Source organism: Catenulispora subtropica (genome assembly GCF_039531675.1).
In the GTDB taxonomy this organism is placed as follows: Bacteria; Actinomycetota; Actinomycetes; order Streptomycetales; family Catenulisporaceae; genus Catenulispora; species Catenulispora subtropica.
Map to the genome: position 1 here is coordinate 72528 of NZ_BAAAQM010000047.1, position 12109 is coordinate 84636.

The following is a 12109-nucleotide window of genomic DNA, read 5'->3' on the forward strand; positions in this document are numbered from 1 at the left end:
CCCGGCGCGGTCAGCTGCGTCTTAGGGACCGCTTCGGCGGCTAAACGTTGGACGCCCGAGGATCATCGGGATTAGGGTCGGGCGCGTGACGTCCATCAATGAGATCGCCGAAGACTATGTCGCCCGTTACGTCGAGCTGGACCCGCAGTTCGCCACCGATCTCGGGGTCGCCGGCCACGACCACGAGCTGACCGACGTATCCCTGGAGGGCTTCGCGGCGCGCAACGCGCTGACCGCGTCCACCCTGGCGGCGATCCGGGCGCTGGAGCCCGCGGACGAGAACGAGCGCGTGGCCAAGGAGGCCATGGAGGAGCGGCTCGCGCTGGCCGTGGAGTGCTACGAGGCCGGCGACGACACCTCGTCGCTGAACGTCATCGCCAGCCCGTTCCAGGGGGTGCGCGCGGTCTTCGACCAGATGAGCACCGAGGGCGAGGAGAACCACGCCGCCATCGCCCGGCGCCTGGCCGCGGTCCCGACCGCGCTCGACCAGCTGAAGGCGACGCTGCTGGACTCCGCGGCCCGCGGCCGCACCTCGGCGCGGCGCCAGGTGCTGGCGTGCGCGAAGCAGGCGCAGGACTGGAACGGCGAGCGCGGCGGCGAGAACTTCTGGGCCGGCCTGGTCGCGCGGACCGGCGCCACCGGCGCGGTGCGCGAGGACCTGGATCGCGGCGCGGCCGCGGCCGCCGCCGCCACCGCCGACTTCGGCCGCTTCCTCACCGAGGAGCTTTTGCCCTCGGCGCCGGAGAAGGACGCCGTCGGCCTGGAGCGCTACCAGCGCGCGTCCCGCGAGTTCCTCGGCGACACCGTGGACCTGGAGGAGACGTACCGCTGGGGCCTGGACGAGGTGGCCCGGCTGCGTGCCGAGATGGCCGAGACCGCGACGCGCATCGTGCCCGGCGGCTCGCTGAAGGACGCGCTCGTCGCGCTGGACGACGACCCGGCCCGCAAGATCGCCGGTGCGGACAACTTCCGCGCCTGGATGCAGGAGAAGTCGGACGCCGCGGTCGCGGCCCTGGCCGACGTGCACTTCGACATCCCCGAACCGATCCGCCGCCTGGAGTGCATGATCGCCCCGACCCACGACGGCGTCATGTACTACACCCCGCCGTCGGAGGACTTCACCCGCCCGGGCCGCATGTGGTGGTCGGTGCCCGAGGGCCAGACCGAGTTCGCCACCTGGCGCGAGACCACGACCGTGTACCACGAGGGCGTCCCCGGCCACCACCTGCAGTGCGCCCAGACCGCCTACCGCAAGGACCTGCTGAACCGCTGGCAGCGCTCGATGTGCTGGGTCTCCGGCCACGGCGAGGGCTGGGCCCTGTACGCCGAGCGCCTGATGGACGACCTGGGCTACCTGTCCGACCCGGGCGACAAGCTCGGCATGCTGGACGGCCAGATGATGCGCGCGGTCCGCGTGGTCGTGGACCTCGGCATGCACCTGGAGCTGGAGATCCCGGCCGGCTACGCCTTCGGCGACGGCACCGAGCACGGCGGCGAGCGCTGGACACCGGAGCTCGGCTGGCAGTTCATGACCGCGAACGTCAACACCGAGGAGGCCCAGCTCGCCTTCGAGCTGGACCGGTACCTCGGCTGGCCGGGGCAGGCCCCCGCCTACAAGGTCGGCGAGCGCATCTGGCTCCAGGCGCGGGACGACGCGAAGGCCCGCAAGGGTGCCGACTTCGACCTGAAGACGTTCCACCGGCAGGCGCTGGACCTGGGGTCGATCGGGCTGAAGCCGCTGCGTGAGGCGCTCGGGCGGCTCTAGGCTCCGGGTTCTCGCGGGACACCTTCGCGGAAGCTTCGCAGGACACGAGGACGCCCTCGGCCGGTTCGCCGGCCGGGGGCGTTTCGCATGCCCGACGGCTCAGCGCTTCGGTTGGTCAGCGTCGCCAGTGGTGTGGCCACTTCTGATGGCGACAGACGGACTAGTCGCGTTGCCGTTGCCGATAGCGCCACCAGCGGTGGTCGCCGTTGGGCTCGGCGTATATGTCGGGCAGTGTCCGACGCTCGAACTCCCGGTCCAGCTTCGCCACGAGCCGGCGCAGGTCGTTCCCGCCGCCGCGGGGCAGGGCCCTGATGACGTCGTCGAGCTGGTCGCGGAAGTGCACGGGATCACAGCACGGACAGTCGTCGATGTCCACGTACAGGATGCGGCCCGGTTGCCGCAGCAGGCCGCGGTAGGAGGCGACGGCGTCGGCGACGTAGCCGGGCTGGAACCGGCCAGCCTCGAGGCGGCGCAGGATCTCGGTCGTCCGCCGGCTCAGCCCGTCGACTTCGCTGTACGGGCGCGAGAACTTCGGGGGCGCTGGATGCGCGGCACGCACAGCGCTCGGCCGGTTACGCGGCATGGGCCTTTCGCATCGATGTCATGGCTCCATCCTGGCATCCCGTTCCGACGGAGACTCGCTCTTTTCTTCTGCACAGTACTGCGCAATGTGTAGTACCGTGTTCCGCACAGGAGGAGTGATGGATTCCACACAACTGCTCAAGGGCGTCCTGGACTCGGCGGTGTTGGCGGTCCTGGAGGACGAGGACGGCTACGGCTACGACATCGTCCGGCGGCTGCGGGTCGCGGGGTTCGAGGAGATCGGGGACGCCTCGGTTTACGGCACGTTGCGGCGGCTCTATGCCAACGGGTTCCTGACGAGCTACGTCGTCCCGTCGGAGTCGGGGCCGCATCGCAAGTACTACGGCATCAACGCCAGTGGGCGGGCACAGCTCAAGGAGTCCACGGCGACGTGGCGGACGTTCGCAGGGGCCATGGACCGGCTGCTCGGGGCGCAGAGGGGAGAGCGGATATGAGTGAGGGATTGGACGGGCGCGGGGGATCCGAGGGCTTCAGGGGATCCGAAGGCCCCGAAGGCGTCGAAGACTTCGAAGACGAGGTGACGGCCTACGCCGCCGAAGTCCGGGCCCAGCTCGCGGACCTGCCGCTCGACGAGGGCGCCGAGCTGTGGGAGGACCTGGAGGACCACCTGCGCGAAGTGGCGGCCGAGGGCGCCGGCACGCTGCGTCAGCGGCTGGGGGAGCCCGCGGTCTATGCCGCGGAGCTGCGGCAGGCCGCGGGGCTGCCGGAACCGGGGGAGACAGCAGCGCGCGTCGCGTCCCCCGGCCTCTCCTTCTGGCAGCAGCTGCGCCGGTCCGCGCGCGCCACGGTGCGCGACGCGGAGCGGCGGATCCGCGCCACCCGCGCGGGCCACGAGGTGCTCACCTTCCTGCCGTCGCTGCGGCCCGCGTGGTGGGTGCTGCGGGCGTGGGTCGTCGTGCGCCTGCTCGAGGTGTGGACCGCTGACGTGGACGCGTGGCACGACTACTCCACGGTGCCGAAGATCGGCGACAACCGGCTGCTCGGCTTCGTCGCCCTGGCCGTGGCGATCCCCACCTCCGTGTACCTGGGGCGGCGGGGCCTTCCGGGGGGATGGCGGCGGCGGATGGTGTTCGCGGCCGAGGGGGTGCTCGGGGTGGTCGCGTTCGGAGCCCTCGTGGCGGGGATCGCCGGCGACGAGGGGGGTTCGTCCGGTGTCCCTTCCGCGCCGTGGCAGGTCTCCTACGCCCAGCAGCAGCCCGCGCCGGGCGGGCTCAGCGAGAACGGCAAGCAGATCACGAACCTGTGGGTGTACGACAAGGACGGCAAGCCCCTGGACGGCGTCTTCGTCTACGACCAGGACGGCCAGCCGGTGCGCACGGCGACGACGCTCGAGAACGGATCCAACAGGTTCGTCGTCGGCGACACCTGGGTCGACGCCCAAGGGCAGCTCGTCGCCAACCGGTACCCGCTGCAGTTGCTGCAAACGGACTGGTACGAAGCCGACAACACCCCTCACTACGTCACGGTCCCCCCGCCGACGGTCGCCGTCCCCCAGGGAGTACATCGTCCGTCCGGCGCCACTCCGTCCGGTGCGTCTCCCACACCGACGCTGAACCCTGATTCACCATCACCCTCGGTCGGCGCAACGTCGGCCACGGCTACGCCTGGTGGCGCCACCCCGGCGCAGGGCTCACCCCAGCCGTCGGCGCCCCCGTCGACCCCGGCGCAGCCTGGCGCGAAGGGGTAGCGCCGGGCCCGGGACCGCTACGGTGGCCGGGTGACTGAACCCGGCCCCCCGCGCGTGCTCGTGGTCGACGACAGCGACGTGGTCAGGAGCCTGATCCGCATCAACCTGGAGCTGGAGGGCTTCGAGGTGCTGGAGGCCGACTCCGGCGCCCGCTGCCTGGAACTGGTCCCCGGGGCCGACGTGGTGACGCTCGACCTGCTGCTCCCCGTGCTCCCCGGCGCCGGTCCCGGCGGCCTGGACGTGCTGCGCCGCCTCAAGCGGGACCCGGCGCTGGGCGGCCCGCGGGTGGTGGTGGTGACCGCCGCCGCGCTGCCGGAGGACCGGCGGCGCGGGGAGTCGGCCGGCGCCGACGCCTACATCACCAAGCCCTTCGAACCGGGGGACCTGGTCGACGCGGTGCGCGCGCTGTCGGGGGGCGGCGCGCGCTGAAGCCGTGGGCCGGGCCGGGCACCGCGAACAAGCCGCCCTCCGCCGCACCGCGACGGTCCCCGGGTAATCCGGAACGGTCACCCGCCTCGCCTGCCGTACCCTTGGCGGGTGACTCCCGAGCAGCTCTCCCAGGCCGTCCTCGACACCGTGCACGCCGCCGTCGCCGACGGCGCGCTCACCCTGACCGCGGTCCCCGAGGCCGTCACCGTCGAGCGACCGAAGAACCGCGACCACGGCGACTACGCCACCAACGTCGCCCTCCAGCTGACCAAGGCCGCCGGGATGCCGCCGCGCGCCCTGGCCGAGCTGCTCGCCGAGCGCCTGCGCCGGGTCGACGGCATCGCCGGCGTCGACATCGCCGGCCCCGGCTTCCTCAACCTGCGGCTCGCGGCCGGCGCCGCCGGCGAGCTCGCCCGGACCATCGTCGAGCAGGGCGCCGCCTACGGCCGCAGCCAGACCTTCACCGGCCAGAACGTCAATCTGGAGTTCGTCTCCGCCAACCCGACCGGCCCGCTGCACCTCGGCCACACCCGCTGGGCCGCCGTCGGCGACGCCCTCGGCCGGCTGCTGGAGGCGGCCGGCGCCGACGTCACGCGCGAGTTCTACATCAACGACGCCGGCAACCAGATGAACAACTTCGGCATGTCCCTGGCGCTGCGCGCGAACGGCCAGGAGGTGCCCGAGGGCCAGGGCCTGTACGAGGGCGCTTACGTCAAGGACCTCGCCCAGGCCATCCTCGCCGAGCACCCGGTGCTGACCAGCCTCCCGGAGGAGGCCCAGGTCGAAGCGTTCCGCACCGCCGGATACAAGATGCAGCTGCGGCTCCAGCAGGAGTCGCTGGAGAAGTTCCGGACGCGCTTCGACGTCTGGTTCTCCGAGAAGACGCTGCACGAGTCCGGCGCCGTCGAGGGCGTCGCGGACCGCCTCGCCGAACAGGGCCACGTCTTCGAGCAGGACGGCGCGGTCTGGCTGCGCACCACCGACTTCGGCGACGACAAGGACCGCGTCATCGTCCGCTCCAACGGCGAGCGCACGTACTTCTCCGCCGACTGCGCGTACTACCTGGACAAGCGGGACCGCGGCTTCTCGCCCTGCATCTACATGCTCGGCGCCGACCACCACGGCTACGTCGGCCGGCTCAAGGCGCTCGCGGCGTGCTCCGGCGACGACCCCGAGAAGGACATCGAGGTCCTGATCGGCCAGTTCGTGAAGATCGTGAAGGACGGCCAGGAGGTCAAGCTGTCCAAGCGGGCCGGGAACATCGTCACGCTGGACGATGTGATCGACCTGATCGGCGTCGACGCCGCCCGGTACGCCCTGGCGCGGTCCAGTGTGGACAACGAGCTGATCCTGGACGTGAACCTGCTCACGACCAACGCGCCCGAGAACCCGGTCTGGTACGTCCAGTACGCGCACGCCCGCACCTGCGCGATCCGGCGCAACGCCGGCGACCTCGGGTTCGACAAAGGCCCCGCCGAGGACTTCGACCCGAAGCTCCTCGTCCACCTGCGCGAGGAGGAACTTCTCGCGGCGCTCGCCGACTTCCCCCGCATCGTCGCCCAGGCGGCCGGGCTGCGCGAAGTCCACAAGGTGGCGCACTACCTCGAGGACCTGGCGAAGAAGTACCACGGCTGGCAGTCCGAGAAGAAGGACTGCCGCATCCTGCCGATCGGTGATGAGAAGCCGACCGAGTTGAACCGCGCGCGTCTGTGGCTGCTGGAGGCCACCCAGATCGTCCTGCGCAACGGCCTTGACCTCCTCGGCGTCTCGGCACCTGAGCGCATGTGACAAATCGGACCGCGAGTAGGGAACACTTGCGGTCCATGAGCAGAAGCGCGCACCCCGCCGGGCCCCGCTACGCCGACGTCCTCCCCGAGGGCGGCCACAGCGCGGCCCCGGCGGACCTCAACCGGCTGGACACCAGGATCTGGCCCGGCGGGGCGGCGCGCGACGCCCGGTCCGGCGCGGTCACCTTCGCCGGTGTCGACATCCGCGAGCTGGCCCGGGAGTTCGGTACTCCGGTCTATCTGATCGACGAGGACGACTGGCGCCGTCGCGCCCGCGCGTGGGTCGAGGCCTTCGGCACGGAGGCCGACGTCTTCTACGCGGGCAAGTCGTTCCTGTCGGTCGCCATCGCCAAGTGGGCCGCCGAAGAGGGCCTCCACCTGGACGTCTGCACCGGCGGCGAGCTCGCCGTGGCCCTGCGCGCCGGCTTCCCGGCCGCGCGCCTGGGCTTCCACGGCAACAACAAGTCCGTCGCCGAGCTGGAGCGCGCCGTCGCCGCCGGGGTCGGCCGGATCATCGTCGACTCCCACGACGAGATAGAGCGTCTGGCCGCGATCGCCGCTGAGCGCGGCGTCCGCCAGCGGGTCATGGTCCGGGTCACGGCCGGCGTCGAGGCGCACACCCACGAGTTCATCGCCACCGCGCACGAGGACCAGAAGTTCGGCTTCTCGCTGGCCGGCGGCGCCGCGGCCGAGGCGGTGGCGCGCATCCTCAAGCACGCCGACCACCTGGAGCTGACCGGGCTGCACTCGCACATCGGCAGTCAGATCTTCGACACCGCCGGGTTCGAGGTGGCCGCGCACCGGCTGATCGAGGCGCTGGCCGTGATCCGGCGCGACCACGGCGTCGAACTGCCGGAACTGGACCTCGGTGGCGGGCTGGGCATCGCCTACACCGAGGCCGACGACCCGGCTCCGGTCGCCGAGACCGCGCGCCGGCTGAAGGAGATCGTGGCCCGCGAGTGCGACGCCGCGGGGCTGGCGCACCCGCGCCTGTCGGTCGAGCCCGGCCGTGCCATCGCCGGTCCGCCCGGGGTGACGCTGTACGAGGTCGGCACCGTGAAGCCGCTGCCCGGTCTTCGTACTTACATCTCTGTGGACGGCGGCATGTCCGACAACGTCCGCACCGCGCTCTACGACGCGGAGTACACCGTGCGGCTGGCGAACCGGGAGAGCGGCGCCGAGCCGATGCTGTCCCGCGTGGTCGGCAAGCACTGCGAGTCCGGCGACATCGTGGTCCGCGACGCCTGGCTGCCCGCCGACACCGTCCCCGGCGACCTGCTCGTGGTGGCCGCCACCGGCGCCTACTGCCGGTCCATGGCCAGCAACTACAACCACGTGCTCAAGCCGCCGGTGGTCGCGGTGCGGGACGGCGCCGCGCGGGTGATCGTGCGGCGGGAGACCGAGGACGACCTGCTGAGTCTGGACCTGGGATAGCGAACCGGCGAGGATCCCACATCCCGGACGACGTGTTGTCGAGGGGTGGGATTCGGCGAGACTGCTATGACTGACTGTGCCGTGGCTGTGATTCCGGACCGCATGCGCACGAGCACCGACCGAGCCGATGGGGATGAGCGATGCGTACTGAGCCGCTGAGGGTGGCGCTGCTGGGCTGTGGAGTAGTCGGCTCGGAAGTCGCGCGCCTGATGACGGCCAACGCCGCCGACCTCGCCGCGCGGGTGGGGGTCCCGCTGGAGCTCGCCGGCGTCGCCGTGCGCCGGCCCAACCGGCAGCGCGAGATCCCCGGGGTCGACCCCCGGCTGTTCACCACGGACGCCGAGGGCCTGGTCAAACGGGACGACGTGGACCTGGTGGTGGAGGTCATCGGCGGGATCGAGCCGTCCCGGTCGCTGATCCTGGCCGCGCTGGAGTCCGGCAAGTCCGTGGTCTCGGCCAACAAGGCGCTGCTCGCCGAGGACGGCGGCACCCTGTACCGGGCCGCCGAGCGGCACGGCGCCGACCTGTACTACGAGGCCGCGGTGGCCGGGGCCATCCCGCTGCTGCGCCCGCTGCGCGAGTCGCTGGTCGGCGACCGGGTGCGCCGGGTGCTGGGCATCGTCAACGGCACCACCAACTTCATCCTGGACCGGATGGACACCACCGGCGCCGGGTTCACCGAGGCGCTGGAGGAGGCCACCGCGCTGGGCTACGCCGAGGCCGACCCGACCGCCGACGTCGAGGGCTTCGACGCCGCCGCCAAGGCCGCGATCCTGGCCGGGCTGGCCTTCCACACCCGGGTCACCGCCTCCGACGTGCACCGCGAGGGCATCACCGAGGTCACCGCCGCCGACATCGCCAGCGCCAAGGCCATGAACTCGGTGGTGAAGCTGCTGGCCATCTGCGAGGTGGACCAGGACGCGAAGAAGGTCTCGGCCCGGGTGCACCCGGCGATGATCCCGCGCAGCCACCCGCTGGCCGGGGTGCGCGAGGCCTACAACGCGGTCTTCATCGAGTCCGAGTCGGCCGGGCAGCTGATGTTCTACGGGCCCGGCGCCGGCGGCTCGCCGACCGCCTCGGCGGTGCTCGGCGACCTGGTGGCGGTGGCCCGCAACAAGGTGACCGGGCGCCGCGGCCCGGGCGAGTCGGCGTACGCCGACCTGACCGTCCGGCCGGTGGGGGAGGCGCGCACGCGCTACCACATCAGCCTGGACGTCGACGACAAACCGGGCGTCCTGTCCGCGGTCGCCGGGATCTTCGCGGAACAGGACGTGTCGATCGCCACGGTGCGGCAGTCCGGGCGCGGCCTGGACGCCCAGCTGGTGATCGTCACCCACCTGGCCCCGGACGCGGCGCTGACCGCGACCGTGGCCCGGCTGCGCGCGTTGGACATCGTGCGTGACGTCTCGAGCGTCATGCGCGTGGAATCAGACTGACCATCCAGAGAGGCACGGACATGGCTTGGCGTGGCGTCATCGAGGAGTACCGACAGTGGCTGCCGGTCGACGCCGGCACGCCCGTGGTCACGCTGGGCGAGGGCGGCACGCCGCTGCTCCCCGCGCCGCGCCTGTCCGCCCGCACCGGGTGCGAGGTGTACGTCAAGGTCGAGGGCATGAACCCGACCGGCTCGTTCAAGGACCGCGGGATGACCACCGCGATCTCGCTGGCCAAGCAGGCCGGCGCCGAGGCCGTGGTCTGCGCCTCCACCGGCAACACCAGCAGCTCGGCGGCCGCCTACGCCACCCGCGCGGGCCTGCGCCCGGTGGTGCTGGTCCCGGCCGGCAAGATCGCGCTCGGCAAGCTGGCCCAGGCGCTGGCGCACGGCGCGACCCAGCTCCCGGTCGAGGGCAACTTCGACGACTGCCTCCGGCTGGCCCGCGAACTCGCCGAGAAGTTCCCCGTCGCGTTGGTGAACTCGGTGAACCCGGTCCGGCTGCAGGGCCAGAAGACCGCCGCGTTCGAGGTCGTCGACGTCCTCGGCGACGCCCCGGACATCCACGCGCTGCCGGTCGGCAACGCCGGGAACATCTCCGCCTACTGGCTCGGTTATCAGGAGTACGCGAAGGAGGGTCCGGCCTCCCGCACCCCGCGCATGTTCGGCTTCCAGGCGGCCGGCGCCGCGCCGCTCGTGCTCGGCGCGCCGGTCGAGCACCCGGACACCATCGCCAGCGCCATCCGCATCGGCAACCCCGCCTCCTGGGACCTGGCGGTGGCCGCGCGCCAGGCGTCGGCCGGCGTCATCGAGGCGGTGACCGACGAGGAGATCCTCGTGGCGCACCGGATCCTCTCCGCCGAGGAGGGCGTGTTCGTCGAGCCGGCCTCGGCCGCGGGTGTCGCGGGCGTGCTGAAGCTGGCCCGCGAAGGCCGCCTGGAGACCGGTCTGAGGATCGCCATCACCGTCACGGGCCACGGGCTCAAGGACCCGGACTGGGCGGTCAAGGCCGCGCCGCCGCTGCCGGACCCGGTGGCCGCGGACGTGCTCGCGGTGGCCGAGGCTCTCAGCTTCGGCTAAGGAACCTTCTGATAGAGCTGGTGCCGCATCACAGCACTGGTTCGATGCCCGCACGAAGATGTCCGCAAGAAACGGAGCGCAATGCCGAGCCCTGTCTTCCGAGCCGCCCCCGTGCGCGTCCGCGTCCCGGCGACGAGCGCGAACCTCGGACCCGGCTTCGACTCCCTGGGCCTGGCGCTCGGGTTGTACGACGAGGTGATGGTCCGGATAGCCGACGACGGCCTGCGGGTCGACGTCGCGGGCGAGGGCGCCGACACCGTGGCCCGGGACGAGACGCACCTGGTGGTGCGGGCCCTGCGCCGGGCCTTCGACCGGCTCGGCGCGCGGCCGCCGGGCCTGGAGGTGGTCTGCGCCAACCGGATCCCGCACGCCCGCGGGCTGGGGTCCTCGGCGGCGGCCATCTGCGCCGGCATCGTCGCCGCGCGCGCCCTGACCGTGGGCGCGACCCTGTCCGACGACGAGGTCCTGCAGCTCGCCACCGACATGGAGGGCCATCCGGACAACGTCGCGGCCTGCTTGCGCGGCGGCTTCACCATCGCGTGGCTGGACCAAGCGGGTGAAATCGCGGACGCCGCCGGGGCCACCGCGCGGGCCCTGCGCGTCGACCCGGCCGCGGACCTGGCCGCGGTGGCCTTCGTGCCCGACCGGCCGCTGTCGACCGAGGTGGCGCGTGGATTGTTGCCCAAGTTGGTTCCGCACACCGACGCCGCGCGCAACGCCGGCCGCTCGGCGCTGCTGGCCGCGGCGCTCACCGGGGGCCGGGCCGACCTGCTGCTGGCCGCCACCCAGGACCGCCTGCACCAGGACTACCGGGCCCCGGCGATGCCGGAGTCGGCCGCGCTGATCGCCACGCTGCGCGCGGCGGGACACGCCGCGGTGGTCTCCGGGGCCGGGCCCACCGTCCTGGTTTTGACGACGAAAGACCAGGTCCAGGCCGTGATCGAGGCCGGCGCGCGGACGGCTCCGGCCGGCTGGACCGCCTTCGACCTCGCCGTCGACGGGGCCGGTACGGTATCCTTGACTACTGCCGATGGCGCGTGGGCGGGGAATGAATCCCGCTGAAGGGGTTCAAACCCACGCCACGGGGGACTGTGAATGGTGAGAGCAGCGCCCGCGTATGGTTTTCCTGGGGATTGCCGCCGTGTGAGGGCGGAGTCCCGTTGGACACCACGAGGTGTTACTCTCCTGTCGAGCACCGACTTCACCACTGGTGAGCGACAGCGCGGCACATCTCCCAAGGCGGGCACGAACCTGTCGGCGGCGGATCGCGCGAGTGCAGTCTCCAAGTATCCCGCGTGAATCCCGCTGTGAATGCTTCAGTGACTGCTTCCGCGCGTGACCCGTATCAGCCATGCGCGGACCCGCACCGCAACCTTCGGTTCCAAATTCAACACTGCTCAACACAACCAGCACCTGTCCCCGCACCCGGCGCGACTGACGTTCGGCCAGGTCGGCGACCAGGAAGGATCGCTTCGTGAGCGACACCACGACTGAATCCCCCGCCACCGCCCGCTCCGGGCGCGCCGGCAAGGGGCTGTCCTCGATGCTGCTCCCCGAGCTGCAGGCCTACGCCGTGAGCCTGGGGATCACCGGGACCGCGCGGATGCGCAAGGGCCAGCTCATCGAGGCTATTCAGGAGAAGAACGGCGGCTCCGCGGCCAAGGCCGAGCCGGCCGCCGCCACCGCCACCACCACCCCGGCGCGCACCGCCACCCGGCGCACCCGCGCCGCCGCGACCGCGACCGCCGAGGCCCCCGCGGAGCAGGGCTCTGAGGTCCGGGCCGACATCCCCGAGCAGCCGGTGCGCGAGCGCGCCGCGAAGGCCGCCGAGCCGGCCGCCGCCGAGCAGCGGGCCGCGTCCGGCGACCGCGCCGAGCGGGCCGAGCGCACCG

At 72.2% G+C, this 12109-nt stretch carries 11 protein-coding genes; 10 read left to right on the top strand and 1 reads right to left on the bottom strand.

Annotated features, from left to right (window positions below; all coding sequences use genetic code 11):
* Positions 1–85 precede the first annotated feature (85 nt).
* A complete protein-coding gene (locus ABD466_RS32275; RefSeq protein WP_344661002.1) occupies positions 86–1765 on the top strand; it encodes a DUF885 domain-containing protein in 1680 nt (559 codons plus the stop codon).
* A 160-nt stretch (positions 1766–1925) separates the two neighbouring features.
* Here the strand turns inward: ABD466_RS32275 and ABD466_RS32280 are convergent, their stop codons facing one another.
* A complete protein-coding gene (locus ABD466_RS32280) occupies positions 1926–2348 on the bottom strand; it encodes a hypothetical protein (RefSeq protein ID WP_344661003.1) in 423 nt (140 codons plus the stop codon).
* A 118-nt stretch (positions 2349–2466) separates the two neighbouring features.
* Here ABD466_RS32280 and ABD466_RS32285 point away from each other — a divergent pair, with 118 nt between their 5' ends.
* The 9 genes from ABD466_RS32285 to ABD466_RS32325 all read left to right on the top strand — a co-directional run.
* Complete coding sequence (locus ABD466_RS32285) at positions 2467–2802, top strand: PadR family transcriptional regulator (RefSeq protein WP_344661004.1); 336 nt, start codon at positions 2467–2469, stop codon at positions 2800–2802.
* Positions 2799–4055 (top strand): HAAS signaling domain-containing protein, encoded by a 1257-nt coding sequence (locus ABD466_RS32290; RefSeq protein WP_344661005.1) that lies wholly within the window; start codon positions 2799–2801, stop codon positions 4053–4055. The genes ABD466_RS32285 and ABD466_RS32290 overlap by 4 nt, the downstream gene beginning before the upstream one ends.
* Before the next feature lie 30 nt (positions 4056–4085).
* Positions 4086–4484: a response regulator transcription factor gene (locus ABD466_RS32295; protein WP_344661006.1), complete on the top strand. Its 399-nt coding sequence runs from the start codon at positions 4086–4088 to the stop codon at positions 4482–4484.
* A gap of 108 nt (positions 4485–4592) precedes the next feature.
* Positions 4593–6272: an arginine--tRNA ligase gene (gene argS / locus ABD466_RS32300; RefSeq protein ID WP_344661007.1), complete on the top strand. Its 1680-nt coding sequence runs from the start codon at positions 4593–4595 to the stop codon at positions 6270–6272.
* A 35-nt stretch (positions 6273–6307) separates the two neighbouring features.
* Positions 6308–7705, top strand: coding sequence for a diaminopimelate decarboxylase (gene lysA, locus ABD466_RS32305; protein ID WP_344661008.1), 1398 nt, complete (start codon positions 6308–6310; stop codon positions 7703–7705).
* Between the two features lie 140 nt (positions 7706–7845).
* Positions 7846–9141, top strand: a complete 1296-nt coding sequence (locus tag ABD466_RS32310; protein WP_344661009.1) for a homoserine dehydrogenase — start codon at positions 7846–7848, stop codon at positions 9139–9141.
* 20 nt (positions 9142–9161) lie between these two features.
* Complete coding sequence (thrC, locus tag ABD466_RS32315) at positions 9162–10217, top strand: threonine synthase (protein WP_344661010.1); 1056 nt, start codon at positions 9162–9164, stop codon at positions 10215–10217.
* Between the two features lie 81 nt (positions 10218–10298).
* Positions 10299–11279, top strand: a complete 981-nt coding sequence (thrB, locus tag ABD466_RS32320; protein WP_344661011.1) for a homoserine kinase — start codon at positions 10299–10301, stop codon at positions 11277–11279.
* Between the two features lie 412 nt (positions 11280–11691).
* Positions 11692–12109 (top strand): Rho termination factor N-terminal domain-containing protein (locus ABD466_RS32325; RefSeq protein WP_344661012.1); only part of this gene is annotated, 418 nt, incomplete at its 3' end.